This is a genomic window from Allobosea sp. GW822-FHT03F07 (assembly GCF_058801345.1).
Window position 1 is genome coordinate 1,622,664 of record NZ_JBXAND010000001.1, and the last position, 25,334, is coordinate 1,647,997.

Sequence of the window (25,334 nt, forward strand, 5' to 3'; positions counted from 1 at the left end):
GCTTGGCTCGGTCGGTTGTCGAATCGATTCAGAAGCGGCGCGGGCTGAAGGGCGAGAGATCGATCGCGGGAGCGCGACCGGCGAGCAGCGCGGCGACGAGATCGGCGGTCGCCGTCGATTGCGTCATGCCATAATGGCCGTGGCCGAAGGCATAGACGACATTGGGGTTGCGGCTGGCTGCGCCGATCACCGGCAGCGAGTCGGGCAGGGAGGGGCGAAAACCCATCCAGAGCGTGCCGGTCTCGAAGGCCGGCAGGCCGTCCACGAACTGGTTCGCCTTGTCATAGAGGCTCTTCGTGCGGGCGTGGTTGGGCGGCGCCTCCAGCCCGCCGAACTCGACCGCGCCGCCGATGCGTAGGCCGCTTTCGAGCGGCGTCATGACGAAGCCGTGCCCCTCGAAGCCGACGGGCCGCGTCGTCAGTCCGGTCACGCCTGGGAAGCTGACATTGTAGCCGCGCTCGGTGTCGAGCGGGACCTTGTCGCCCAGCGCCGCCGCCAGCGGCTTCGACCATGCGCCGGCCGCGACCACGGCGCGATCGACCAAGCGCTGGAAGCCGTCGCGGCCGATCAGGGCAGGGCGCTCGCCTGTCGAGATGTTGGTGATCTCGGCCTTCTCGAAGGTCGCGCCACGCGCCAGCGCCGCCTCGAACAGGGCGAGCGTGAGCTGAAGCGGATCGCTGATATGGGCGGTGTCGGGATGGAAGGCCGCGCCGACGAACTTATCCTTCAGCGCGGGCTCGAACTGGCGCAGCTCGGCCGGACCGATCATCTCGACCGTGATGCCGAATTCGGCCTGGCGCTTGGTGATCTTGCCGGCTTCCTCGAAGGCGCCGACGTCCGTGAAGACATAGAGCCCACCCTTGCGGTGGATATGGCTTTCGAGCCCGGCGCTTTTGGCGCGGGCGAGCCAGGCCGGCAAGGCGCGCTGCTGCAGTGCGCCGATGCCCTGGATCGAGCGCTCATAGGCATCCGGCCGCGCGGCCAGCACGAAGCGCGCGAGCCAGGGCAGCAGCCTGGGGAAATAGGCGGGGCGGATCGCGAGGGGGCCCAGCGGGTCAGCCAGGAATTTCGGCACCTGCCTGAGAATCTTGGGGCTCGCGATCGGCAGGATGTCGGTATGGGCGATCCAGCCGGCATTGCCGCGCGAGGGGCCGAAGCCCGGACCTTCCTTGTCGAGGATCAGGACCTCGTGGTCCTCGTCGAGCAGGGCATGGGCGATGGCCGAGCCGACGATGCCGGCTCCGACGACGGCAATCTTCATGGCAGCGGTCTCGTCATGGCCAAGGCCTTCATGGCAGGGACAGTTGCTTCAGGGCGCCGGGCTGCTTCACCTCGATCTCGACGAAGGCGATCGGATGCTCGGAGCCGTTCATGACGTCATGCTCGATACCAGCCGGACGCATATAGGCCTGTCCCTGTGCGAGCGGGACATCGCTCGTCTTCGTGCCGTCATGGATGCGCAGCGTGCCTGCGACGAGCATGATGACGAAATAGGGCCAGCCATGGCTGTGCCAGCCGGTGACCGCGCCGGGTTCGAAGTCCCAGCGCGTGATGCGGATCGTCTCGTCATCCTGCTGGACGGTGGGAATGGCTGGAAGCGTGCAGGTAAAGGCCATTCCGGTCTCCGGTCGGAGGGGGAGCGCCGAGGCCGGGTGCGCCTTCGACGGCATCTCGTTCTGCAACAGCCGCGTCGGGAGGTCGAGGCCTTCGCGAGCCGATGGGCCACCCGGCCCGGTCATGGCGGAAGGCTCGTTACAATGCGTCTCGACACAAAGCAGTCTTGCGCGACGGCCCGTTTCGCTTGCAGATTGCAGATGTAACGTCCTATCACGATATGGCAGGTTGATATATCAATGGCTCCCGATACGTCAATCCCGGTGCGTGGGCGTGGAGAGGACGCATGAGCCTTCGACCCGTTGCCGCTGTCGATCCCTATGATGAGGGCGCCGTGCCGCCGCAGGCGCACGGCACGCCGAGCCTGACCGAGATCGCCTATCGCAGGCTCGAGGAGGCGATCGTGACGCTGTCGCTGCGGCCCGGAGCCGTGCTGACCGAGGCGCAGATGATCGACATGGTCGGCGTCGGGCGGACGCCGGTGCGCGAGGCGCTGATCCGCCTGGCGCAGCAGGGCTTGGTGGAAGTGCTGCCGCGGAAAGGGGTCGTCGTCGCCGGCATCAACGCGATCGACATCATGGCCGCGCTCGATGCGCGCGAGGTGCTGGAGCGGCTGATCGCATCGGATGCCGCCAAACGGGCAAGCCCGCGTGAGCGCATCGCCATCGTCGAGAAGGCGCGTGCCATGCGCGCGGCTGCGATCGAGGGCGATGCCAACGCCTATATGCGGCTCGACAAGGAACTCGACGCCGAGGTCGCGGCGGCGGCGCGCAGCCCCTATGCGACACGCGCCGTCGAGCCGCTGCAGGCCCTGATCCGGAGGGCCTGGTATCATTTCGAGCGGCAGGACGACCTGCTGCCGGCCGCCAGCCATCATGTCGCCTTCGCCCAGGCGCTGGCGACGGCCGATCCCGTCGCCGCCATGGCAGCCAGCGATGCCCTGATGCTGCATCTGCGCAGCGGATTACTAGCGACGCTCGAACGCGAGTGAGCCGGGTCCTGCCTTCCCGCATCTCTCATGATATATTTTATCCGCGCGGCACTGCCGCCGCCGCGGGGCGGCCGTGCGCCGGTGATTCTGGCTTTTCCGGCCCGCAGTCTCTACATGAGCGGCGAATTCGCTCTCGCTGATCAGCCGGACACCGATGACAGAACATGTTCAACCCGTGCGGGGGCCTGCGCCCGATGCACCGCTCTTTCGCGACGCGATGGCGCGGATCGCGAGCGCGGTGCATGTGGTCACCACGATCGGCCCGCTTGGCCGGATCGGGCTGACCGCCACGGCCGTCGCTTCTGTATCGGATACGCCACCGACCGTGCTGGTCTCGATTGCGCAGCCGAGCCGGACGCTGGCCGCGATCGAGGCGAGCGGGGTGTTCTGTATCAACACCTTGCCGGGGCATTGCGAAGATCTGGCCGAGATATTCGCCAGCCGGCGCAGTATCGATGGCAAGGCGCGTTTCGCATCGCGCCACTGGACTAGCCTGGCGACCGGCGCGCCGGTTCTGTCCGAGGCGGTTGCCGCCTTCGATTGCCGGCTGGTCGCTGCTCATGACATCGCGACCCACCGTATCCTGATCGGCGAGGTCGTCGGGCTCGGCGGAGCCGGGCGGGAGCCGGCCGATGCGACCAGCCTGATCTATCGCGGGCGGCGGTTCGAGGCGGTCTGACCGGCTTTGCATCGGCTGTTTCCGAGAACCGCAGCGCGTTTTCGGGCCGATGCTCTGGCCGTCAGCCTTTGTTGGCCTCAGCGTCCATCTCGGCGAAGACGCTGGCGGCTTCCTTGAAGGCGTGGTTCGAGGCCGGAACGCCGGCATAGATCGCCGTCTGCAGCAGCACTTCCTTGATGTCGTCGCGGCTCAGCCCGTTGTTGATCGCGCCGCGCACATGGATGCGGAATTCACCCCAGGCGCCGAGCGAGGCTGCGATCGCCAGGACGATGATCGAGCGCTCGCGACGCACCAGACCCGGCCGGTTCCAGATGTCGTTCCAGGCGGTGCGGGTGATGAACTCCTGCCACTCGCCGTTGAAGTCGGTGACGCTGGCGCTGGCCTTGTCGACATAGGCGCCGCCGAGCACGGCGCGCCGGGTCTTCATGCCCTCGTCATAGCGGGTCTTCTCGTCCATGGTGGACTCCTCAGCCTTTAAGGAAGTCGAGCACGGCGCCGGTGAAGGCCGCGGGCTGCTCGAGATTTGAGAGATGTGCCGCGTCGAGTTCGACCGTGCGCGAACCCGGAACGGCTTCGGCGATCAGATGGCCGGCGGCCGGCGGCGTTGCCGGATCGACCTTGCCGATGATGACGAGAACCGGATTCCCGACACCCCGGAGCGCCTCGCGCTGGTCCATGTCGCGGATCGCGGCGCAGCAGGTGGCATAGCCGATCGCGGGCGTCGTGGTCAGCATCTCGCTGACCTTCGCGACGGTCGCGGCGTCGGATTCGCGAAAGCGCGGGCTGAACCAGCGTTCCAGCGTGCCCTGGACGAGGCCGGCCATGCCCTGGCTGCGCACCGTTCTGATCCGATTGTTCCAGAGGTCCGGCGGGCCCATGCGGGCGGCCGTATTGGCGAGCACGAGGTGGCCCATACGCTGCCGGGCATGCGTCGCGAGCCACTGGCCGACCATGCCGCCCTTCGAGACGCCGCACCAATGCGCCTTGTCGATGCCGAAATGGTCGAGGATGGCAAGCGCGTCCTGTCCGAGCGTGGCGATCGAGAAGGGCCTGTCGGTCGCGACCGAGAGACCGTGGCCGCGGGAATCGTAGCGCAGAATGCGGAAATGCTTCGACAGGTCAGGGATCTGCGGATCCCACATCGAGAGGTTGGTGCCGAGAGAATTCGACAGCATCAGCACGGGAGCGTCGTCCGGGCCGTCGAAGCGGATGTTGAACGGCTCGCCTCGAATGGTCTCGATCGGCATCGGCGCTGTCTCCCTGTCTCGTCTTGTCTCTATTCGGCGGTGATCTTGCCGTCGCCCGACAGCAGAAGCCAGCGGCCGGCGAGGGCCGCCTGCTCCGCGGTGGGCAGGCGCAGGGCCGGCGGCGTCGCCCAGCCCATTTCACGCGCCACCACCAGCCCGAGCAGCAGAATGGCGTCGGGCGCATCCATCAGCAGCGCGGCCGGCGCCTTGCCGGCGTGAACGAGTTCGAGCAGCACGGCAGACGCCGAGGAGGAGCCGATCGTCCCCGGCAGCGCCAGCACGGTGCCGGCGATGTCCGCGCCGAGCTGCGGGTGGCGTGCGTCGATGATGGTGCCGCTGCGAGGATCGACGCCGCCCCAGAAGCTGATCGGTGCGGTGAGCGCGAGGCAGCGGCCCGCGGCCTGCGAGCCCGGAATCAGGACCTCCGCATTTAGGACCATGCGTGCGGCTCCCTCACAAGGTGGCCGGCGACGGCGCTCTCGACGCATTCGGCCAGCGAACCATAGGTCACGGCATAGCCGGTCGTTCCCGGCGCGTAGTGGGCGAACTTGCCGGAGTTGGTCATCAGCACTGCGCCCGGAATATCCGGGAGGATCGGGGTGACGACGACGCAGGTGTCGACGACGAAGATCAGGCCGGCGCGTTCGAGCGCGGCGCGGCGTCCTTGCGCTTCCAGCGGGCGCAGGACATGGCGGCCGGTGTTGGCGTAGAGAGGAGCCTTCAGCTCGCGCCCTGCAAGCAGGCGCTCGACCTCGTCGATCTCGGCCAGCGAAAGATGCGGCGAGCCGATCGCCACCGCATCGATGCGCTCGGTTGCTCCGGCGGTGGAGAGCCCCGCCAGCGCCTGCTGCACGAATTGCGGCGATAATGTCAGCGTCTCGCGGGGCGGGACGCCCGCAAGCGCCGTCGCGGCGTCGGGCGCTTCGGGCGTCACACCGGCGATATGGAACAGGCCGACGCCGCCGGCCGAGGCCGAGGCCGCGCCCAGCGCCTTCAGCCGGTCCTCGGTGGTGCAGCCCTGCAGGCCCTCGATGACGGCGACCGCTGAGCCGGCCGCGCGGCCGAGGACGGTGCCGAGGACGGGATAGAACACGTCCGAGGCGCGCAATTCGCGGCTCAGCCCGCTCGCATCGATCAGCAGCGTCGCGACCCGGTTCTCCGCCCGGTGCAGCCCGTAATCAGGCGCGACGCCGGCGATGGCGCAGGCGATGTCGAGGAAATCGCCATAGCGGTTGGTGCGGGCGCCGAGCACCGAATTGCAGAAGACGACGGCATTGGATTCGCCCCAGGCGACGTCGCTGCCCTGCCTGGGGCGGTGCCCGGCCTGATAGGGGGCGCAGGTCCAGGAGGGCTCGCAGCCCATCGCCTCATAGGCACGCATCATCCGGGCAGCCATGTCGCGCTCATGCGGCGGCAGGCGGATCGTGGCGCAGCCGGCAGGCGTCAGGGCGCCGACATTCAGCGTCGAGCGAACCGCGACGCGGGCGCCTCCCTCGACCAGCTTCTCCGCGAAGAGCGTGCCGGAATCGCCATGATAGAGCGCGCTGTCGATATGGGCGGAGGCGACGGGGATCAGCCGCGGCGCACCCATCAGACGCGCGGCCTCGGCGACGATGCGCAAGGCCATGGCGGTGCCGTCATCGCCGGCCGCGATGGCGCGCTGCTGCGGCGCAAGTTCAACCATCGACGACCCTGTAGTCCCGCGCCGGGGCAGGGGGCACGGGCTGCGGGCGCTGCTCGCAGCGGGCCAGAACGCGGTCGATGATCGCGTCGGAGGCGCCGCGATAGGTCGACGGGTCGAACAGCTCAGCGAGGGTGGCGGCGTCGAGATGGTCGGTCACTGCGGGCATATCGCTCAGCACATCGCGCAGATGCCGCTGCTGCGCCACACAGGCATGGCTCGCCTCTTCCAGCAGATGATGCGCCTGCGCCTTGCCCAACGCTGCGGCGAGCGCGACCGAGACGCGTTCCGACATCACCAGCCCATGCGTGACCTCGATATTGATGCGCATGCGCTCGGGAAAGACCTGAAGTCCCTCGATCAGGGTGACCGTCTGCGCCAAGGCGGAGCCGGCGATACGGAAGAGTTCCGGCAGCGTCGGCCATTCGGCATGCCAGCCTCCGAGCGCGCGTTCGTGCTCATGCGGCATGGCGGCCAGCAGGGTCGAGACCAGGCCCGGCGCACGCTGCGCGGCAGCCAGGATCAGCGTGCACAGCACCGGATTACGCTTGTGTGGCATGGCCGAGGAGCCACCCTTGCCGGGTGCTTCCGGCTCGGCGAGTTCGCCGATCTCGGTTTGGGCCATGAGGGAGACGTCGCGCGCGATCTTGCCGAGATTGCCGGTCAGGATGCCGAGTTCTGCCGCCAGACGGGCGTTGCGGTGGCGCTGCGCGTGCCAGGGGATGAGGGATGACGGTGCGCCCAGCGTCACGTCGACGAACTGCGCCTGGACACGCCCGGCATCGTCGCCCAGCGCGGCCAGCGTGCCGGCGGCCCCGGCAAACTGAACGACCGGTGCCTCGAGATTGTCGCGCAGGATGCGCCGGCTCTCCAGCAACGGGTCGAGCCAGAGCGCGGTCTTGACCCCGAAGCTGATCGGCACTGCCTGCTGCAGAAAGGTCCGGCCGATCATGGGCGTCGCGCGATGCGTCTCGAGCAGCGCGTGCAGGGCGTGAACCAGCCGACCGAGCCGGAGATCTATGAGCTTCAGCCCGCGGCCGAGGACATGGACGTAGCCGGAATCGATCACGTCCTGGCTGGTCGCGCCGTAATGAACCCATTTGGCCTCCTCGGGCGATGCCGCGGCGACGCGCGCAGTCAGCGCCTTCACCAGCGGGATCGCGGGGTTGCCAGCCAGCGTCGCGGCCCGCCCGAGTTCGGCGATGTCGTAGAGATCCGGGTCGCATTGCCGGGCGACGGCCGCAGCCGTACCCTCCGGGGCGAAACCCTCGGCTTCCAGCGCGCTTGCGAGCATCGCCTCGAAGCCGAGCATGCCGTGGAGGAGCGTCCTGTCGCTCATCGCCGAAGCCATTTCGGCATCGACGAAAAGCTCGCCGAACAGGTTCGGTGTGCCTTGGGTCATCGGTAGCGTTGCGTCATGCGGCGGGTGGGGGCGGTCGTCACGCTTCGTCCTCTTGTGCCGATCGGCGCTTTCCGCTCATGGATAGGCGCGACAGCCTTGGATAGACCCGAGGCGTGGCCGGCTGCAACAGGAGCCGGAATGTTGCGGCAGGGATCCGAGGGAGTAGCGCCATGGCGATGACGATGAACGGGGAGGTGACCTTGCCCGCGACCAGAGAGATTGTCTGGGCCAAGCTGAACGACGCCGAGGTGCTGAAGGCCTGCATCCCCGGCTGCGAACAGCTCAGCAAGGATGACGACACGCATTTCTCCGCCGTCGTGAAGGTGAAGCTCGGGCCGGTGAAGGCCAGCTTCAAGGGCAAGGTCGAACTCGTCGATCTCGATCCGCCCAATGGTTATCGCATCCAGGGCGAGGGCGAGGGCGGCATCGCCGGATTCGCCAAGGGCGGCGCCAAGGTCGCGTTGAGCGACGCCGGCGAGGGGCAGACGCTGCTGCGCTACGATGTCGAGGCGCAGGTCGGCGGCAAGCTGATGCAACTCGGCTCCCGGCTGATCGATTCGGTCTCGAAGAAGCTCGCCGACGAGTTTTTCGCCAACTTCGCCAAAGCGGTCAGCGAAGGCTGACCGCGTCTGCTTCTTGAGGTCGGTCAGCGAAGGCTAACCGCGTCAGGAGGCCTGCCGCAGCGCGTTCAGCGCCTCGCCGACGGCGGCCTCGGCGGCGCCGACCTGAAGCGCGATCTGCGAGGCGACGAGGGTCGCGCGTTCGATCGCCTTCGTGGTCGTCTCGAGGCTTTGGCCGACCGCCTGGGCGCTGGCGATGGTGTCGTCCGAGCAGCCGGCGACGTCCGAGGCGTCGCGCGCTATGCCCGAGGTGGCGAGGCTCTGCTGGGCGACCGAGTCGGATATGGCCTCGGAATCGCCCCGGATCTCGCCGATGGTCGCGCTGATCGAGGCGGCATGCTCGCCGCAGGTCGCGGCGCTCGCCGAGAGTTCGCCGATCTGGCGGGTTATCTCCTGAGTCGCGCCGGCCGTCTGTGTCGCCAGCGATTTCACCTCCGAGGCGACGACGGCGAAGCCACGCCCGGCCTCTCCGGCCCGCGCGGCCTCGATCGTGGCGTTGAGGGCGAGCAGATTGGTCTGGGCGGCGATGTCCGCGATCAGGCCGAGGACCGAGCCGATTCTGGCGGTCGATTCACGCAACTGCGCGATCGCTTCATTCATCGCCTCCGCGTCGCCGACGGCACGCGAGGCGATGGCGACGCTCTGGCGGGCGCGATGACCGATCTCGCCGATATTGGCCGACATCTCCTCGGTCGCTGCGGCCGTCTGACGGGCGCGGTCACGCATCATTTCCGCCGCGCGCGTGACATCGAGAACCTGCGTCCGGATGAAGGCCGTGGAGCCGGAGGTCTCGTCGGCGGCGCTGATGAACTGCTCGACGGCGCCGCTGATCGTCGAATCAAGCGTGCCGATCCGAGACTTCAACATATGCGCGGCGGTTTCGAGCGCCTCGCCGCGATGCCGGGCCTCCGCAGCCTCGAGGGCCTGGTCCAGCGTGATCGCCGTATTGATGTCCATGACGAGGATGTGCTCGATGATCTCCATGTCCCTGGCGAAACGGCGGGGAGACAGAAGGGGTGCCAGGCGGGCCTTCGTCGCGATCACCCTGAACAGCGCCATCGCAATCGACACACGCGAGCGGGTGCCGACCTTGATCGCGCGTTCCAGCGCGCACATACGCTCCATCGACGCGACGTAGCGCTCGTCGAAATCCCCTTCGAAGATCAGACTGAAATGTTGCTCGGTGACCTCGTAGAGGTTTTCCGACAGCGGCGTGATGTTGTCTTTCAGCCCGGGATGGATCTGTCGGCCGTAAGAGAAGGAATTGGCTACGATCTCCTTGATGACGAGATCGACATGCTTGCGGTAGCGCCGCAATGCTGCGCGCTTTTGTGCGCCGTAGCCTGTCGAGCGCAGGCGTCGCTCGATCTGTTCGGAAATCGACGTCAAGATCGGCCCCCGTGCCACCGGCAAATGCACTCCGCCGAACCGGGTCACTGTGAGGGGCTTGCGTTAAAATTCCGCCAATGCGGCGGCCGTAGCGGGCTCTCCAATTTCGGCCGGCATTCATCGGAGCGCGATGAAACCTCCGCGAAACGGTGCCAAACAGCCGGTCTTTCCTCGACGTCTCCGGCTTGACCGCGCAAAAGCGTGGGTCCACAGTCCGTTTAAAGCTGTTCCAAGGAGAAGCTCGTGCTTTGCCGCGAGGCTCCGTTCCAGCGCAGCGTTCGGTTATGTCACGAGCCGGGCGTCAGACCCGGGTCTCAAGGAGGAAGACGATGGCCACCCTCTCCATGACGGTGAACGGCAAAGCCGTCACTGCGACGATCGATCCGCGCACGCTGCTGGTCCAGTTCCTGCGCGAGAACCTGCGCCTGACCGGCACGCATGTCGGCTGCGACACCAGCCAGTGCGGCGCCTGCGTCGTCCATATCGACGGCAAGGCGGTGAAGGCGTGCACGACGCTGGCGGTCTCGCTCGAAGGCGCGTCCGTGACGACGATCGAGGGGCTGGCCATGGACGGGACGCTGCATCCGATGCAGGAGGCCTTCCGCGAGCATCACGGCCTGCAATGCGGCTTCTGCACGCCGGGCATGATCATGTCCGCCGTCGACATCGTGAACCGTCGCGGCCACCGCCTCGACGAGAAGACGATCCGCGAGGATCTCGACGGCAATATCTGCCGCTGCACGGGCTACCACAACATCGTCAAGGCCGTCGCTGCCGGGGCCGAGGCCATGGCCGGGCAGGGCATGGGCAAGAAGGAGCCTCCGCGCCAGGCGGCCGAGTGAAAGGCTTGCGAGTGAAAGGTCTGCGAACGAGACGCCGTAGCCCGCGCTCATCCGTGCGGGGCTTGTCTTGAGGTCATGACGTGCCCGCCAGAGGCGCGCTGAGGGAGGGAACACCATGTCGGCAACCGGAATCGGCGCCTCGGTGCGGCGCAAGGAAGACCACCGCTTCATCACCGGCCAGGGACGCTACACCGATGACATCAACCGGCCGGGCCAAGCTTACGCCTATTTCCTGCGCTCGCCGCATGCCCATGCCACGATCAAGTCGATCGACAGCAAGGCGGCTGCGAAGATGCCGGGCGTGCTCGGCATCTATACGGGCGAGGATCTGGCGGCCGACAAGGTCGGCGGGCTGATCTGCGGCTGGATGATCCACAACAAGGACGGCTCGCCGATGCGGGCCGGCGCCCATCCGGCCCTGGCTCAGGGCAAGGTCCGCTATGTCGGCGACCATGTCGCGGTCATCGTCGCCGAGACTTTGGCGCAGGCGCGGGACGCGGCCGAGGCGGTCGTTGTCGATTACGCCGTGCTGCCCGCGGTGGTCGATACGGCCAAGGCGGCCGGAGCCAAGACGGTGGTGCATTCGGAGGCGCCGGACAACACCGTCTTCAACTGGCATCTCGGCAACAAGGACGAGACGGAGGCCGCCTTCAAGAGGGCGAAGCACGTCACCAGGCTCGACATCGTCAACAACCGGCTCGTGCCGAATCCGATGGAGCCGCGGGCGGCCGTCGGTGATTATGATGCCGGGGAGGGCGTCTTCACGCTCTACACGACGAGCCAGAATCCGCATGTGGCGCGGCTCGTACTCTCGGCCTTCATCGGCATCGCGCCGGAGAACAAGCTGCGCGTGGTCGCTCCCGATGTCGGCGGCGGCTTCGGCTCGAAGATCTTCATCTATGCCGAGGAGACGGTCTGCGTCTGGGTGGCGAAGAAGGTCGGCCGGCCGGTGAAGTGGAATTCCGACCGCACCGAGGCTTTCCTCTCCGATGCGCATGGCCGCGACCATGTCACCCATGCGGAACTGGCGACCGACGCCGAGGGCAAGATCACGGCCCTGCGGGTCAAGACCACGGCCAATCTCGGCGCCTATCTCTCGACCTTTTCCTCCTCGGTGCCGACCTATCTCTACGCGCCACTGTTGTCGGGGCAGTACGACATCCCGGCGATCTATGCGGAAGTCGATGCGGTCTACACCAACACCGCGCCGGTCGACGCCTATCGCGGGGCCGGGCGGCCAGAGGCGACCTTCGTGGTCGAGCGGCTGGTCGAGGTCGCGGCGCGGGAACTCGGCAAGGACCCGGCCAAGTTCCGGCTGCAGAACTACGTCAGGAAGTTCCCGCACCAGACGCCGGTCATCATGATGTACGACGCCGGCAATTACGGTGCCTCGATGAAAAAGGCGCTGGAAATCATCGACTACAAGGGCATCGGCAAGCGCAAGCGCGACTCCGCCCGCAATGGCAAGCTGCGCGGCATCGGCTTCTCCGCCTATATCGAGGCCTGCGGCATCGCGCCTTCGGCGGCGGTCGGTTCGCTCGGCGCTGGCGTCGGCCTGTGGGAATCGGCCGAGGTCAGGGTCAACCCGATCGGCACGGTCGAGGTGCTGACCGGCTCGCACAGCCACGGCCAAGGCCATGAGACGACCTTCGCCCAGCTCGTCTCGGATAAGCTTGGCATCCCCATCGACAATGTCTCGATCATCCATGGCGATACCGACAAGGTGCAGATGGGCATGGGCACCTATGGCTCGCGCTCCGGCGCGGTCGGCATGTCCGCCATCGTCAAGGCGGTCGACAAGGTCATCGCCAAGGGCAAGAAGGTCGCCGCCTATGTGCTCGAGGCCGACGAGGCCGATATCGACTTCGCCGACGGGCATTTCAGTGTGAAAGGCACCGACCGCAAGCTCGACTTCGGCTCCTGCGCGCTGCAGGCCTATATCGCGCACAAGTTCAACGGGCAGGATCTGGAGCCGGGGCTGAAGGAGGGCGCGTTCTACGACCCGACCAACTTCACCTTTCCGGCCGGCGTCCATATCTGCGAGGTCGAGATCGATCCGCAGACAGGCGTCACGAAGATCGAGCGCTGGGCGGCGGTCGATGATTTTGGCAACGTCATCAACCCGATGATCGTCGAGGGCCAGGTCCATGGTGGCATCGCCCAGGGCGTCGGCCAAGCGCTGCTCGAAGGCGCGAAATACAACAGCGACGGGCAGCTCGTGACCGCGAGCTTCATGGACTACTGCATGCCGCGCGCCGACGACCTGCCGTCGTTCCAGGTCGGAATGACCGTGACGCCATGCCCCTCCAATCCGCTCGGGATCAAGGGCTGCGGCGAGGCCGGCGCCATCGCCGCGCCGCCCGCCGTGATCAACGCCATCACCGACGCGCTCGGCCATGAGGACATCGCCATGCCGGCGACGCCGCAGGCCGTCTGGCGCGCGGTGCAGAAGAGCATCAAGAGAATGGCAGCCGAATAGATTTCGTTTGTCATCCCGGCGCGCCGCTTCGCTCCGGCCGGGATGACCCCTGCGGATTTCAACAAGGGATCATACCCATGTACGCCTTCACCTATCACCGCCCGGGCTCCGCACGTCAGGCCGCGGGCCTCCTCGCCAAGAAGGAGGACGCCAAGATCCTCGCCGGCGGACACACGCTGCTGCCGACGATGAAGCAGCGCCTGGCCTCACCGAGCGCGCTGATCGATCTTTGCGCCTGTGGCGATCTCAAGGGCATCGTGCGCAAGGGGCGCACCGTCGTCATCGGGGCGATGTCGACCCATGCCGAGGTCGCTGAATCGGCTGTCGTGCAGGAGGCGATCCCGGGGCTGGCCTATCTTGCCTCGCATATCGGCGACCCGCATGTGCGCCATCGCGGCACGATCGGCGGCTCGGTCGCCAACAATGATCCGGCGGCGGACTATCCGGCGGCCTGCCTCGCGCTGGGCGCGACGATCGTGACCAACAAGCGCAAGATCGAGGCGGACGACTTCTTCACCGGCCTCTACGAGACGGCGCTGGACGAGGGCGAGATCATCACCAAGGTGGTGTTCCCGGTGGTGACCAAGGCCGGCTATGCGAAGTTCCGCAATCCGGCCTCGCGCTATGCGCTGGTCGGCGTCTTCGTCGCCAAGCGTGGCGGCGACATCCGCGTCGCGGTGACCGGAGCGGGCGAGGGCGGCGTCTTCCGCTGGCCTGAAGCGGAGGTCGCGCTCAAGGCCCGCTTCGCGCCGAAGTCCCTGGAAGGGCTCAAGCATACCGCGGACGGCATCAACGGCGACATGCATGCCGACCCGGAGTACCGCGCGCATCTGATCGGTGTGATGACGAAGCAAGCCGTGGCGCAGGCGACGGGGAAGTGAGTGCCGAATGGCGGGTCAGTAGAAGAAACGTTCCTCGACGATCAGCCCGTCGCGAACCGTATAGAGACCGGCTTCGTCCATCTGGACGCGCTCGCCGGTCTCCTTGACCGTGACGTCAATGGCAAAGCGCATGACGAACTGGTCGCCGTTGCGATAAGGGCCGAAGGCCTCGGCCGCATGGACTTCGTGAGCGGAATACCACCAGTCGCTCTTGGCCTTGACGGCGGCCCGGCCTTCGACCCGCGCCATCGGCCCGTCCATGGCTTCAATGCTGACGATGTCGGCGGCGTTGAAGCGTTCGGCGGCCTCCTGATGTTCGCCGCGCTTGAGCATGTCGGCGAAGGTGGTGATGGCTTCTGCATCCGTCATTGATCGTCTCCCTGTCCGGTTTCGGGTATAGGGGCAGGCCATGATGGGCTGGCCGCCACGGCGTGGTGATGACAGACTCGCGCGCCAGGATTTGACATGAACGATAGCCGAACTGCTTCTCTCCCATCCTCGATCGATGCCACGCTCTCTCTTCTGCAGAGCCAAGGCTATGTCGCCGATCGCGCGCTGGCGACGGTGCTCTTCCTGGCCCTCAAGATGAAGCGGCCGCTGCTGCTCGAGGGCGAGGCGGGCACCGGCAAGACCGAGATCGCCAAGGTGCTTTCGGCCGGGCTCGGGCGGAAGCTGATCCGGCTGCAGTGCTATGAGGGGCTGGACCTCGCATCGGCCGTCTATGAGTGGAACTATGCCGGGCAGATGATGGCGATCCGTCTTGCGGAAGCGGGTGGTGTAACGGGAGATCGCGAGCGGCTCGAAGGCGATATCTTCTCCCAGAAATACCTGATCAAGCGGCCTTTGCTGCAGGCGCTGGAGCCGCAGGAGGGCGGGGCGCCGATCCTGCTGATCGACGAGCTCGACCGTACCGACGAGGCCTTCGAGGCCTTCCTGCTCGAAGTCCTGGCGGATTCGCAGGTGACGATTCCCGAACTCGGCACGGTGAAGGCGGCGGAGCCGCCGATCGTGATCCTGACCTCGAACCGCACGCGCGAAATCCACGACGCGTTGAAGCGGCGCTGCCTCTATCATTGGGTCGGCTATCCCGACGCGCCCCGCGAACTGGCGATCCTGAAGGCGCGGGCGCCGCACGCTCCCGCCAAGCTGGCGAAACAGGTGGTGAGCTTCGTGCAGGCGATCCGCAAGGAGGAGCTGTTCAAGGCGCCCGGCGTGGCCGAGACGCTCGACTGGGCGACGGCTCTGGTCGAGCTCGACGCCGTCGCGCTCGATCCCGCGCTGGTCTCCGACACGCTCGGAGCGCTGCTCAAATACCAGGACGACATCCAGGCGATGCAGGGCTCGAAGGTGAAGGAACTGCTCGATCAGGCGAAGGCCGAGGCGAAGGGCTGACGGACTGCCGACAGTCCTGCGCCATATCAAGGACAGGGCCCGTTACGGCCGCCAGCATGCGAATGGGACGTGTGGGCAGGCGAAGGAGCGATCATGAACAACGATCTCAGGGCGATCGAGGCGGTGACCCGGACCTATCTCGACGGGCTCTATGAGGGCGATGTCGCCAAGCTGGAGCACGCGTTTCACCCGACCAGCGCCCTGACGACGGCGCAGGAGGATGGAACGATCAAGATCGTGCCGCGTGACGAATGGCTGAAGGCCGTCAGCGAGCGGCCGGCGCCGAAGGCCGCCGGCATGACGCGCGGCGACCATGTGCTGACCATCGACATCGTCGGCCCGACGCTCGCTTTGGTGAAGGTGAAGTGCCAGATGCCGCCGCGCTATTTCACCGACCTGCTCTCCTTCCTGAAGGTCGAGAGCAAATGGCAGATCGTGCAGAAGGTCTTCATGACCGAGATGGGGCCGTGAGTTCATCCTCGGCCCTTATCCTGAGGAGCCGCGGAACGCGGCGTCTCGAGGAATGCTCCAAATCTCTCCGGTGCCTCCTGGACCATCTTTCGAGACGCGCCTGCGGCGCTCTTCAGGATGAGGGCTACGGGATACGCTGGGAGTCGCTATGACCGGCAAGCTACCCGAGAACATCGCCTATTTCGCCCGCGCTCTGCGCATCGCGGGCCTTCGCGTCGGTCCCGGCGCGGTGGTCGAGGCTGTCGAAGCGCTCGCCGAGGGGGCGCTCGGAGAGCGCGACGACGTTTATTGGGCGCTGCATGCGATCTTCGTGAAGCGGCATGAGGACAGCGCAGTCTACGATCAAGCCTTCCGGCTGTTCTGGCGCCGGCGCAACCTGATCGAGAAGATCATGGCGCAGATGTCGCCTGTCTCGCCCGGCGCCGACAGCACGCCGCAGAAGGAGGAGGCCGGGGCGCTGCGCGTCGCCGAGGCGTTTAAGCCGCCGAGGCGGGAGGAGGATGCGCCGGTCGAGCTGACCGAATTGACGGCGCGACTGACCGTCTCCGACCGCGAGACGCTGAAATCGCGAGACTTCGCCCAGATGAGCGCGGCAGAGATCGCGCGGGCCAAGCAACTGGTCGCGGAACTCAGCCTTCCCGACGATTTGGTCGCCACACGGCGCTTCCGGGCGGCCCATCAAGGCGCGCGGATCGATCCGCGCCGAACCTTCCGCCGCTCGCTGCGGGGAGGCGGAGGCTCGATCGACCTCGCCTTCCGCGAGCGAGCCGAGGTTCATCCACCGATCGTGGCGCTGGTCGATATCTCCGGTTCGATGGCGGAGTATTCGCGCATCTTCCTGCATTTCCTGCATGCTGTCACAGAGAAGCGCCGGCGGGTGCATTCCTTCGTCTTCGGCACGCGGCTGACCAACATCACCCGCTCGCTGCGTGCACGCGATCCGGACGAGGCGCTGGCGCTGGCGGGCAAGGCCGCGCCCGATTGGGAAGGCGGCACGCGCATCTCGACGGCGCTGCATACGTTCAACCGGGTCTGGTCGCGCCGCGTGCTCGGCGGCGGGGCGATCGTGCTGCTCTTCACCGACGGGCTGGAGCGGCACCTCGACGGCGAGCTGGCCTTCGAGATGGACCGGCTGCACCGCTCCTGCCGGCAACTGATCTGGCTGAATCCGCTGCTGCGCTTCGACCAGTTCGAGGCGCGCGCCAGCGGCATCCGGGCGATGCTGCCCCATGTCGATTCGTTCCGGCCGATCCACAACCTCGCGGCGATGGCCGATCTTTGTGCCGCGCTCTCTCCGGAGGCGAGCCTCGCGAGCGATCCGCGCCAGTGGCTGAAGAAGGCGGGTTAGGCCGGCGCCCCGGTCCTCTCGAAGCGCCCAGCTTTGAGGAAATGCAGCGTCTGCGCGATGGCCTCGCGATTGCGCATGATCAACGGGTGGGTGGCGTGGATCGTGATGTGGTCGGCCATGCCGGCGACCCTGGTGCGTTCGACCGAGACGCGACCGTCATTGGCGCCCGGCAGCATCAGCGAGCCGATCGGATATAATGAGCGGTCGCCGGCGATGACGCCGAGGGGATAGTCGACCGCGCCCAATATCTCGCAGAGCGCATCGGGCCGCGCCGTCCCCAGTTCCGAGCCTGCCGGCCCGAAGAAGGCGCGGAAGAGCCGGTTGTTTCCCAGCGTGTCGGCGATCTCGCTGCCTTCGTTCGGCGGCGCCAGCATCACGACATGGCCGAGCCGCTCCGGGCGATGGCGGTTGATATAGGCGCGGGCGATGAGGCCGCCCATCGAATGGGTGACGAAATGCAGTCGGCCCTCGACCTCTGCGCGGAAGCGCGCGACTGGCTCGCGCATGAAGGCGACGATGTTCTCAATGCACTGGCTGCGGGCGGGATAGTCGAGGTTGAGCGTGCGATAGCCTTCCGCTCGCAGGGCTTTCTCCAGAGCCGCGAGGGAGCTAGAGCGCCGCGCAATGCCATGCAGAAGAACGATGCCGTCTTGCTTTGCCATATCGCGCCTTGCCCCCACGGCGAGCGATAGCGGGATCGTCATCCTTGGTCGAGGCGCGGACCGAGATTTCGCGGCATATATGCTCGAAAGCCGTGGCGGCCATGCTTAAGTAGACGCGCGCTGGCGATGATCTGCGCATATGTTGGGCAAGGTGGTATCCGGCTCTCCGGCAGGCCGTTCGAACCAGGGGCGATGGGCACATGATCAGCACCGACACCGACATCCTCTCGACGGCCGAAGCCTGGGCGAACGCCGGCCGTTCGGTGGCGCTCGCCACCGTGGTCGAGACCTGGGGCTCGGCACCGCGCCCGGTCGGATCGCATCTCGTCATCGACGGGGAGGGCAATTTCCAGGGCTCGGTCTCGGGCGGCTGTGTCGAAGGGGCGGTCGTCGAGGAGGCGATCGACGTCATAGCCGACGGCAAGGCACGCACGCTTGAATTCGGCGTCGCCGACGAGACCGCCTGGAAGGTCGGGCTGTCCTGTGGCGGCAAGATCAGGGTGTATGTGGAAAAGGTGAACTGATGGCCTCCTGGGAGACGCTGCTCGCCTTCGCGACGCTGACCCTCGTCGTCGCCTATTTCCCGGGGCCGGCGCTGCTCTACACGGCGGCGCAGACCATCGCGCATGGCCGTCGCGCCGGCTTCATGGCGATGCTCGGCATCCATCTCGGCTGCTATGTCCATGTATTCGCCGCGGCCTTCGGCCTGTCGGTCGTGTTCAAGCATGTGCCGGAGCTCTATCTCGCTGTGAAGATGGCCGGTGCGGCCTATCTGGTCTGGCTCGGCATCGGCATGATCCGGTCAAAGCTGGCGGCGACTGACGCCCCCCTTGCGCCGCCCAAGACCGTCAGACGGGCGCTGATCGATTCCTTCATCGTCGAGGTGCTGAACCCGAAGGTGGCGTTGTTCTTTATCGCCATGCTGCCGCAATTCGTTGACCCGGCGGCGTCGCTGCCGGTCTGGACGCAGTTCCTGATCCTCGGCACGATCGTGAATGTCGCCTTCTCCTCGGCGGATCTCGTCACGGTGCTCGGGGCGTCCGCCGTGATCAGGATGATGAAGAAGACCCAGGCCGGCTTCGCCTTCGGGAGATGGCTCGGCGGTTCGCTGATGATCGGGCTTGGCCTCAAGCTCGCCACCGACAAGGGCTGAGGCGATGGATCTGGCAATTCTGGCGACGCTCAACGCCGAGCGCGCGGCCCGGCGCGCAACCGTGCTGGTCACCGATGTCGCAAGTGGCGCGCAGAGGCTGGTGAAGGCCGCCGACATCGCATCCGATCCGCTTGCCGAGGTGCTCGACAAGCAGCTCCGCATGGCCAAAAGCGCCATGATCGAAGCAGAGGGCAAGCAGGTTTTTTTGACCGTGCAAGCGCCGCATCCGCGCGTGATCGTCACCGGCGCGGTGCATATCTCGCAGGCGATGGCTCCGATGGCGAAGCTGCTCGACCTCGATCTTACGATCATCGACCCGCGCACGGCCTTCGCCACGCCGGAGCGCTTTCCGGAGGTCACGCTGCTGACGCAGTGGCCGGACGAGGCGCTGGCGAGGCTCGGGCTCGATGCCTATACGGCTTTCGTCGCGCTGACGCATGACCCCAAGATCGACGATCCCGGCCTGGAGGCTGCCCTGCGCTCGGACTGCTTCTATATCGGCGCGCTCGGCAGCCGGAAGACGCATGGGCGCCGTCTCGAACGGCTTGCGGCCGCCGGCTTCGACGAGGCGGCGAGCGCCCGCATCCATGCGCCGATCGGGCTCGACATCGGCGCCGTCTCGCCGGCCGAAATCGCGCTTGCGATCCTGGGCGAGATCGTCTCGGCCCTGCGCGGTCCGCGGCGGAACCCGGCATGAAATTCGGACCCGTCCCCGTCGCGGAAGCGGCCGGCTGCATCGCTGCCCATAGCGTGCGTGCCGGCGCCGTCATCGTGAAGAAGGGCGCCGCGATCACGCCCGACGACGTCGCCCGGTTGACGGAGGCCGGGCTGTCGGAACTGGTCGCCGTCAGGCTGGAGCCCGGGGACATCGGCGAGAACGAAGCCGCGACGCGGCTCGCGGCGGCGCTGGCGGGGCGCGGCGTGGTGACGGAGGCCGCCTTCACCGGGCGGGTCAACCTCTTCGCAGCGACCGCCGGCGTGCTGACGATCGATGCGGGTGCGATCGACGGGCTCAACCGGATCGACGAGGCGATCACGGTGGCGACGCTGCCGCTGATGAAGCCCGTCGTCGCAGGCGAAATGGTCGGCACGGTCAAGATCATCCCCTATGGCCTGCCGGCGGCGCTGGTCGAGCAGGCGCACGCCACCTTGCAGGATTTGAAGCCGATCGCCGTCGCGCCCTACAGGCCGCTGCGCGTCGCCTTGATCTCGACGCTGCTTCCCGGTCTCAAGCCCTCCGTCGTCGACAAGACGTTGCGGGTGATGGCGGAACGACTCGCACCGGCCGGTGCGACGATCACGGCCGATCTGCGCGTGCCGCACCAGCAGGAGCCGCTGGCGCAGGCGGTCGCGGCGCAGGCGGAGTTGGCCGATCTCGTGGTGATCTTCGGAGCGTCGGCCATCACCGACCGACGCGACGTGATCCCGCAGGCGCTGCTGGAAGCCGGCGGGCGGATCGAGCATCTCGGCATGCCGGTCGATCCCGGAAACCTGCTGCTGATCGGCGAGCTTTCCGGCAAGCCGGTCATTGGCGCGCCGGGCTGTGCACGCTCGCCCAAGGAGAACGGCTTCGACTGGGTGCTGCAGCGCTGCCTCGCCGGCATTCCGGTGAGCCGCGCGGATATTCAGGCCATGGGCGTCGGCGGCCTCCTGATGGAGATCGTCTCGCGGCCGCAGCCGCGGGCTCCGGCACATCTGGAAGCTGCTCCCGTTGCCGGGATTGTGCTCGCCGCCGGCCGTTCGACGCGCATGGGCGAAGCCAACAAGCTGCTCCAGAGCGTGCGCGGCAAGCCGATGGTTCGCCACGCGGTGGAGGCGCAACTCGCCTCGCGGGCGCGGCCAGTGATCGTGGTGACCGGGCACCAGCATGAGCCGGTCGCGGCAGCGCTCGCCGGGCTCGATGTCGAGCTCGTGCACAACCCCGATTTCGCCAGCGGCCTCGCGAGTTCCGTCAAGGCTGGGCTGGCGGCCTTGCCGGAGAGCGCTGCCGGCGTCGTCGTTTCGCTCGGCGACATGCCCAATGTCACGGCCGGCGTGATCGACCGGCTCGCGCAGGTCTTCGCCGAAAGCAGCGACGCCCTTGCCGTCGTGCCGACGCTGCTGGGCCAGCGCGGCAATCCCGTGCTGCTGGCGCGGGCGCTGTTCCACGAAGTCGAGAAGCTCGAGGGCGACCAGGGCGCGCGGCGCCTGCTCGACGCTGCGGGGGACGCGATCGTCGAGGTGCCGCTCGACGATCCGGCGATCGCGCTCGATGTTGATACGCCCGAAGCCTTGGCAGCGTTGGAGCACTAAGCCCTCAACGCAGCCAATGCACCCCCAGGGTCGCATAGGCCTCCGACGGGCGGTCGCTGGTCTGTTGCCAGCCGCCGGCGATGCGCCAGCTCAATCCCAGGAAGCGCAGGCCGGTCAGGTGCAGGCCGAGGCGCAGCTTGCTGTAGTCGCTTTCACGATAGGCCTCGATCTCGGGTCCGAGATAGATGCCCTCGAGCGGCAGATCCCGAGGCAGGAGCCAGCCCGGAGCGACGCGACCCCAGAGCCGGCCGCCGATCGTCGAGGCGTAGGCGCTGGCGTGGAGCATCGTGTCGGGCGTTGGCGTCATCCAGAGATCGCCGTGGAGGCGGGCGCCATAGCGGTTGGTCACGACGGTGGCGAGCGGCTCCTCGCGCTGTTCGCCTTCATAGTCCGAGCCGGCATAGAGCGACAAAAACGTATCGCCGATGCGCCATTCATAGCCGATCAGCGCCTGCGCCTCGCTCTTGTAGGCGAGGGTGTAGGGCCGCTGGCGCCCAAGTTCTTCTCGTGAACCGCCGACCTTGAGCATGGCTCTGAAACCACTGCCGGCCAGCCCGCCCGTCAGCGCCTTCTTCATGCCGATCGCGGCGAAGGTCTTGGTCGGCCCGGCTTCGAGCGAGCCGAAGATGACGGTGGAGAGTGGCGACCGCTCGTCGGTCGTCTCGTCCTCGGCCATGGCGGCATCGGCTAGCGGGCAGGCGAGCATGGCCACCGAAACGGCAGCCAGCCTCGCGGCTCCAGCGATCGCCGAACCATACGCCACGCACGCCCCCCAAGCGCAGGATCCAAATGGACCGCCGCTGACGCAATTGCAGCAGGCTGGCAGGAGGCTTGCAAGTTTTTGTTAACCAAGCCGGCGCAGCATCGTCGTGAAAATGCTAAGCTTTCACCGTGGGCCAACGAGGGGAGAGAGCAAATGGCCGACAGCGACTTCATGCGGCAACTGGCAGGATACGGCCTGACGACGGCGACGATCCTTTATCGGATGCCGGATCACCAGAGCGTCCTGCAGAGCTATATCTGGCAGCAATACGATATCGCGCCGCGCTTCCCGGTGCTGCACGATTTCCTCGCCTTCTGGAAACGCGAACTCGACGGTCCGCTGCATTCGGTGACGATCGCGCATTCGCGGCTGATCCGGCCGGCGGAGATCGTCAGCGTCAACGGCGTGCTGACGCTGCACTGAGCGTCCCTCGCTTTCAAGGCGCAGGGAGCCTCGACGGGGCAGCTCCTCCTTTTGCGCTTGATGCTCCTGCGCCAGCCCTGCTTGTTGCTCGCCGCCGCCGCGTGCTAGGCCGCTGCTCCCGTCACGGCCCGGCCCGATCCCTTGTCATCACCTCTGCGCACTTCGGGACTGCTCACGGCGCTTTCCGCCCTGCCCGGAGAGCGTGTCGCTGTGGGCTCGATCGTCGCTGCGCTGAAGGATCGAGCCTACGCGCTCCTTGTCGTCTTGCTCGGCCTGCCGAACTGCCTGCCGATGCCGCCGCCGATACCGCTGGTCTGCGGCCTCGTGCTCGCCTTCGTCGCGGCGCAGATGCTGGCGGGGCGCGTGATGCCCTGGCTGCCGCCGACGCTGCTGGCGCGCAGTATCGGCAAGCCCGTGCTGACGCGGGCGGTCGACCGGGCGGTGCCGCTGCTGATCCGGCTGGAGCGCTTCTCGCAGCCGCGACTGACAATGCTCGGCGGTGCCTATGCCATTCCGGTGCTTGGCCTGCTGATCCTGGTTCTGGCGCTCGGCCTCATCGTCGCGGCGCCTTTCATCGGGCAGATTCCGCTCGGCCTCGCTGTCTGCCTGGTCGGCCTCGGGCTGGTGGAGCGCGATGGGGTGCTGATCATCGCGGGCGCAGTCTGCGGCGCATTCGGCCTCGCGCTGAGCGCGGGCTTCGCCTACGCGATCTTCAGCGGAATCCACGGCCTGTTCTTCTGAGCGCCGTGCCGGTTACCCGTTAGGGCTCAAGCGGCGGCGAGGACTTTCGCGAAGGGCTTTTCCTGGGCCAGCAATGCGTCGATCTCTTCGGCCGTCACGCCCTTGGAGAACAGGAAGCCCTGCAACTCATGGCAGCCGATCGCCTGCAGGAAGCGATGCTGCTCGGCCGTCTCGACACCTTCGGCGCAGACGCGCAAGCCCAGCGCCCGCCCGAGATGCGCGATCGAATGGACCAGAATGGCGGATTCGCCGGTGGTCTCCATGTACTCCAGGAAGGAGCGGTCGATCTTGATCTTGTCGAAGGCGAAGCGCCGCAGGTAGATCAGGCTCGAATAGCCGGTGCCGAAATCGTCCAGCGCCAGGCCGACGCCATGGGCGCGCAGGTCCATCATCGCGGCCTCGGCGGCGTCGGCATCGTCGACGACCACGCCCTCCGTCAATTCGAGTTCGAGCTGCGTCGGATCGAAGCCGGTTTCTTCAAGGATGCGGATGACGTTGGCGACGAAGTCCTTGTGGCGGAACTGGATCGGAGAAACGTTGACGGCAAGGCGGATGCCTTCCCAGCGCTTCGCCTCGAGGCAGGCCTGTCGCAGCACCCATTCGCTCAGGGGCACGATCAGGCCGCGCTCCTCGGCGATGCCGATGAACTCCGTCGGCGGCACCATGCCGTGGACCGGGTGGTCCCAGCGCACCAACGCCTCGACGCCGACGATGGTCGCGCCATCGACGGAGACCTGAGGCTGATAGTGCAACACGAGTTCGTCGTCGTCGATGGCGCGGCGCAGATCTTCCTCGACCATGCGCTTGAGCGCCAGCGAGCGATTCATCTGTACCTCAAAGAAGGAGTAGCGGTTGCGGCCGCCATTCTTCGATTGATAGAGCGCCGTGTCGGCCAACCTCAGCAGGCTCTCGCGATCGGTCGCATCCTGGGGGGCGAGCGCGATGCCGATCGAGCAGCCGATCGTCGTCGCGACCCCCATGATGATGAAGGGTTCGGTGAGGCTCTCGAGAACGCGTTCGCCCAGCGCGGCGCATCCTGCAGGGAAATTGCCGTGCGTCTGAATGATGCCGAACTCGTCGCCGCCGATGCGCGCGACGGTGTCGCCGCTCCGCACGACCTTCGACAGTCTCTGTGCGACCTGGCGGATCAACTCGTCGCCCGCAGTATGGCCATAAGTGTCGTTGACTGCCTTGAAGCGATCGAGATCGATCAGCATTACGGCGAGACCGCCGCCCGAGCGGTTGAGCTGCGCCAGTTCCTGATCGAGCCTGATGTCGAAGGTGCGTCTGTTCGGCAGCAGCGACAATTCGTCCTGGCCGGCAAGACGCTGGATCTGGCCTTCCCGGAGCGCGATCTGATCGGCCGCGCCGCGCAGGCGATGCACGATGAAGGCGAAGATCGCGCTGAACAGCAACCCGACGCCAGCGAGGGCCCAGGCAAACTGGTGCAGCATCGCGTCGCCAGGCCGTTCGGGCGACCAGGTCAGCCAGGCGTGGACGGATCCATCGGCTGCCGGAAGAGCGCGCCTCGAAAGCGGATCGGCCGGCATCTCGCGCACGATCTTGATGTTGGCGACGCGATAGCGCTCGGACAGGTCCTCGAGCATCGAGTTCGTCATACGCCGATAGCCGACGATCTTGATGGGCCCGAGCAATTGCGAGACCAACGAGCCCGGGCGCGGGGCAACGTCCATCTTCATGATGCTGACGGCTTCAAACCCGTCATGGGTCAACGACCATGAAGACGAGCCCGGCCCCCCGCGTGAATCGGGCAGCTTGCGCATCGGCGGGCTGCCTGGCTTCAACATCCCCGGAAGCGACCCGCTGAAATGTTTCAGCCCGTCATAGCCGGTCTGCCCCGCCGGAGCATCGCCCTCGATGCCGGCAAAGACCAGACCGGACTGCGAAACCACATAGGCTCCGTCGAACTCGAGAAAACGGCTGCCAAGCCGGGCGAAAGCCGATTGCAGCATTGCCAGAGGGTTGGCGCCGGAGAAGGAATTCTGCAACTCACCTGCTGCAGCCAGGCTCTGAAAGCGCAATTCGCGCAGGCGCACCTGACTTTCCATCGCGGCTTCGACACGGTCGCGCTGACGTTCCGCCTCGAGTCGGTTCGCGTCGCTGGTGATCGCGAAGACGACCGCTCCGGCCGCGGCCATCACCATCAGAAAAGCGCAGCCGAGAGTCGCGACAGTGCTCTTCAGCATCCGCGCGGACGCGTCCGCGTTGGTCAACTTCGCGACGAAAGGCGACGACATCAGGTG

27 protein-coding genes are annotated in these 25,334 nt (G+C 66.8%); 15 read left to right on the forward strand and 12 right to left on the reverse strand.

Going from position 1 to position 25,334, the window contains the following annotated elements:
• Nucleotides 1–28 precede the first annotated feature (28 nt).
• Nucleotides 29–1,261, reverse strand: coding sequence for an NAD(P)/FAD-dependent oxidoreductase (locus AC1RMY_RS07770; RefSeq protein ID WP_492863372.1), 1,233 nt, complete (start codon nucleotides 1,259–1,261; stop codon nucleotides 29–31).
• Nucleotides 1,262–1,289: 28 nt separating this feature from the next.
• Nucleotides 1,290–1,616: a cupin domain-containing protein gene (locus AC1RMY_RS07775; protein WP_492863373.1), complete on the reverse strand. Its 327-nt coding sequence runs from the start codon at nucleotides 1,614–1,616 to the stop codon at nucleotides 1,290–1,292.
• Nucleotides 1,617–1,900: 284 nt separating this feature from the next.
• Between AC1RMY_RS07775 and AC1RMY_RS07780 the strand changes: the two genes are divergently transcribed.
• Both AC1RMY_RS07780 and AC1RMY_RS07785 read left to right on the forward strand, forming a co-directional pair.
• Nucleotides 1,901–2,605, forward strand: coding sequence for a GntR family transcriptional regulator (locus tag AC1RMY_RS07780; protein WP_492863374.1), 705 nt, complete (start codon nucleotides 1,901–1,903; stop codon nucleotides 2,603–2,605).
• A 175-nt stretch (nucleotides 2,606–2,780) separates the two neighbouring features.
• Nucleotides 2,781–3,284 carry a flavin reductase family protein gene (locus tag AC1RMY_RS07785; protein ID WP_492863375.1) on the forward strand — a complete coding sequence of 168 codons (504 nt, stop codon included), beginning with the start codon at nucleotides 2,781–2,783 and terminating at the stop codon, nucleotides 3,282–3,284.
• A 61-nt stretch (nucleotides 3,285–3,345) separates the two neighbouring features.
• Here the strand turns inward: AC1RMY_RS07785 and pcaC are convergent, their stop codons facing one another.
• The 5 genes from pcaC to pcaB are packed head-to-tail and all read right to left on the reverse strand — an operon-like array spanning nucleotide 3,346 to nucleotide 7,614.
• Complete coding sequence (gene pcaC / locus AC1RMY_RS07790; RefSeq protein ID WP_492863376.1) at nucleotides 3,346–3,741, reverse strand: 4-carboxymuconolactone decarboxylase; 396 nt, start codon at nucleotides 3,739–3,741, stop codon at nucleotides 3,346–3,348.
• Between the two features lie 10 nt (nucleotides 3,742–3,751).
• Nucleotides 3,752–4,531, reverse strand: coding sequence for a 3-oxoadipate enol-lactonase (gene pcaD / locus AC1RMY_RS07795; RefSeq protein ID WP_492863377.1), 780 nt, complete (start codon nucleotides 4,529–4,531; stop codon nucleotides 3,752–3,754).
• 29 nt (nucleotides 4,532–4,560) lie between these two features.
• Nucleotides 4,561–4,971, reverse strand: coding sequence for an aconitase X swivel domain-containing protein (locus AC1RMY_RS07800; RefSeq protein ID WP_492863378.1), 411 nt, complete (start codon nucleotides 4,969–4,971; stop codon nucleotides 4,561–4,563).
• Complete coding sequence (locus AC1RMY_RS07805; RefSeq protein ID WP_492863379.1) at nucleotides 4,962–6,215, reverse strand: aconitase X; 1,254 nt, start codon at nucleotides 6,213–6,215, stop codon at nucleotides 4,962–4,964. Before AC1RMY_RS07805 ends, AC1RMY_RS07800 begins: the two co-directional genes overlap by 10 nt.
• Nucleotides 6,208–7,614, reverse strand: coding sequence for a 3-carboxy-cis,cis-muconate cycloisomerase (gene pcaB / locus AC1RMY_RS07810; RefSeq protein WP_492863380.1), 1,407 nt, complete (start codon nucleotides 7,612–7,614; stop codon nucleotides 6,208–6,210). Before pcaB ends, AC1RMY_RS07805 begins: the two co-directional genes overlap by 8 nt.
• A 170-nt stretch (nucleotides 7,615–7,784) precedes the next feature.
• Here pcaB and AC1RMY_RS07815 point away from each other — a divergent pair, with 170 nt between their 5' ends.
• Nucleotides 7,785–8,237 carry an SRPBCC family protein gene (locus AC1RMY_RS07815; protein ID WP_492863381.1) on the forward strand — a complete coding sequence of 151 codons (453 nt, stop codon included), beginning with the start codon at nucleotides 7,785–7,787 and terminating at the stop codon, nucleotides 8,235–8,237.
• Between the two features lie 42 nt (nucleotides 8,238–8,279).
• Here AC1RMY_RS07815 and AC1RMY_RS07820 read toward each other — a convergent pair whose 3' ends face one another.
• Nucleotides 8,280–9,623 (reverse strand): methyl-accepting chemotaxis protein, encoded by a 1,344-nt coding sequence (locus AC1RMY_RS07820; protein ID WP_492863382.1) that lies wholly within the window; start codon nucleotides 9,621–9,623, stop codon nucleotides 8,280–8,282.
• Nucleotides 9,624–9,952: 329 nt separating this feature from the next.
• Here AC1RMY_RS07820 and AC1RMY_RS07825 point away from each other — a divergent pair, with 329 nt between their 5' ends.
• From AC1RMY_RS07825 to AC1RMY_RS07835, 3 genes are all read left to right on the forward strand, one after another.
• The gene (locus AC1RMY_RS07825; protein WP_492863383.1) at nucleotides 9,953–10,465 is read left to right on the forward strand and encodes a (2Fe-2S)-binding protein; all 513 of its coding nucleotides are present in this window, start codon (nucleotides 9,953–9,955) and stop codon (nucleotides 10,463–10,465) included.
• Between the two features lie 115 nt (nucleotides 10,466–10,580).
• Nucleotides 10,581–12,944 carry a xanthine dehydrogenase family protein molybdopterin-binding subunit gene (locus AC1RMY_RS07830; protein WP_492863384.1) on the forward strand — a complete coding sequence of 788 codons (2,364 nt, stop codon included), beginning with the start codon at nucleotides 10,581–10,583 and terminating at the stop codon, nucleotides 12,942–12,944.
• Nucleotides 12,945–13,021: 77 nt separating this feature from the next.
• The gene (locus AC1RMY_RS07835; protein WP_492863385.1) at nucleotides 13,022–13,825 is read left to right on the forward strand and encodes an FAD binding domain-containing protein; all 804 of its coding nucleotides are present in this window, start codon (nucleotides 13,022–13,024) and stop codon (nucleotides 13,823–13,825) included.
• 15 nt (nucleotides 13,826–13,840) lie between these two features.
• On the opposite strand, the gene AC1RMY_RS07840 is transcribed toward AC1RMY_RS07835, so the two are convergent.
• Entirely contained in the window at nucleotides 13,841–14,194 is a 354-nt protein-coding gene (locus tag AC1RMY_RS07840) for a SnoaL-like domain-containing protein (protein ID WP_492863386.1), read from the reverse strand.
• Nucleotides 14,195–14,290: 96 nt separating this feature from the next.
• On the opposite strand from AC1RMY_RS07840, the gene AC1RMY_RS07845 reads away from it, so the two are divergent.
• The 3 genes from AC1RMY_RS07845 to AC1RMY_RS07855 all read left to right on the forward strand — a co-directional run bounded on the left by AC1RMY_RS07845 (nucleotide 14,291) and on the right by AC1RMY_RS07855 (nucleotide 17,036).
• Nucleotides 14,291–15,217 carry an AAA family ATPase gene (locus AC1RMY_RS07845; RefSeq protein WP_492863387.1) on the forward strand — a complete coding sequence of 309 codons (927 nt, stop codon included), beginning with the start codon at nucleotides 14,291–14,293 and terminating at the stop codon, nucleotides 15,215–15,217.
• 93 nt (nucleotides 15,218–15,310) lie between these two features.
• Complete coding sequence (locus AC1RMY_RS07850) at nucleotides 15,311–15,688, forward strand: nuclear transport factor 2 family protein (RefSeq protein ID WP_492863388.1); 378 nt, start codon at nucleotides 15,311–15,313, stop codon at nucleotides 15,686–15,688.
• Between the two features lie 148 nt (nucleotides 15,689–15,836).
• Entirely contained in the window at nucleotides 15,837–17,036 is a 1,200-nt protein-coding gene (locus AC1RMY_RS07855; RefSeq protein ID WP_492863389.1) for a vWA domain-containing protein, read from the forward strand.
• On the opposite strand, the gene AC1RMY_RS07860 is transcribed toward AC1RMY_RS07855, so the two are convergent.
• Nucleotides 17,033–17,698 (reverse strand): esterase/lipase family protein, encoded by a 666-nt coding sequence (locus AC1RMY_RS07860; protein WP_492863390.1) that lies wholly within the window; start codon nucleotides 17,696–17,698, stop codon nucleotides 17,033–17,035. The genes AC1RMY_RS07855 and AC1RMY_RS07860 overlap by 4 nt on opposite strands.
• A 200-nt stretch (nucleotides 17,699–17,898) precedes the next feature.
• On the opposite strand from AC1RMY_RS07860, the gene AC1RMY_RS07865 reads away from it, so the two are divergent.
• From AC1RMY_RS07865 to AC1RMY_RS07880, 4 genes are read left to right on the forward strand one after another with little or no spacing between them, the layout of a single operon-like run.
• Nucleotides 17,899–18,222: an XdhC family protein gene (locus AC1RMY_RS07865; RefSeq protein ID WP_492863391.1), complete on the forward strand. Its 324-nt coding sequence runs from the start codon at nucleotides 17,899–17,901 to the stop codon at nucleotides 18,220–18,222.
• Nucleotides 18,222–18,851: a LysE family translocator gene (locus AC1RMY_RS07870; RefSeq protein ID WP_492863392.1), complete on the forward strand. Its 630-nt coding sequence runs from the start codon at nucleotides 18,222–18,224 to the stop codon at nucleotides 18,849–18,851. The genes AC1RMY_RS07865 and AC1RMY_RS07870 overlap by 1 nt, the downstream gene beginning before the upstream one ends.
• Before the next feature lie 4 nt (nucleotides 18,852–18,855).
• Complete coding sequence (locus AC1RMY_RS07875) at nucleotides 18,856–19,548, forward strand: XdhC family protein (RefSeq protein WP_492863393.1); 693 nt, start codon at nucleotides 18,856–18,858, stop codon at nucleotides 19,546–19,548.
• Nucleotides 19,545–21,143 (forward strand): NTP transferase domain-containing protein, encoded by a 1,599-nt coding sequence (locus tag AC1RMY_RS07880; protein WP_492863394.1) that lies wholly within the window; start codon nucleotides 19,545–19,547, stop codon nucleotides 21,141–21,143. Before AC1RMY_RS07875 ends, AC1RMY_RS07880 begins: the two co-directional genes overlap by 4 nt.
• 4 nt (nucleotides 21,144–21,147) lie before the next feature.
• Here the strand turns inward: AC1RMY_RS07880 and bcsS are convergent, their stop codons facing one another.
• On the reverse strand, nucleotides 21,148–21,906 hold the full coding sequence (gene bcsS, locus AC1RMY_RS07885) for a cellulose biosynthesis protein BcsS (RefSeq protein ID WP_492863395.1): 759 nt from the start codon (nucleotides 21,904–21,906) through the stop codon (nucleotides 21,148–21,150).
• 153 nt (nucleotides 21,907–22,059) lie between these two features.
• Between bcsS and AC1RMY_RS07890 the strand changes: the two genes are divergently transcribed.
• Nucleotides 22,060–22,329: an usg protein gene (locus tag AC1RMY_RS07890; RefSeq protein ID WP_492863396.1), complete on the forward strand. Its 270-nt coding sequence runs from the start codon at nucleotides 22,060–22,062 to the stop codon at nucleotides 22,327–22,329.
• Between the two features lie 141 nt (nucleotides 22,330–22,470).
• Nucleotides 22,471–23,070 (forward strand): exopolysaccharide biosynthesis protein, encoded by a 600-nt coding sequence (locus tag AC1RMY_RS07895; RefSeq protein ID WP_492863397.1) that lies wholly within the window; start codon nucleotides 22,471–22,473, stop codon nucleotides 23,068–23,070.
• A gap of 26 nt (nucleotides 23,071–23,096) precedes the next feature.
• Here AC1RMY_RS07895 and AC1RMY_RS07900 read toward each other — a convergent pair whose 3' ends face one another.
• Complete coding sequence (locus AC1RMY_RS07900; RefSeq protein WP_492863398.1) at nucleotides 23,097–25,328, reverse strand: putative bifunctional diguanylate cyclase/phosphodiesterase; 2,232 nt, start codon at nucleotides 25,326–25,328, stop codon at nucleotides 23,097–23,099.
• Between the last annotated feature and the right edge of the window lie 6 nt (nucleotides 25,329–25,334).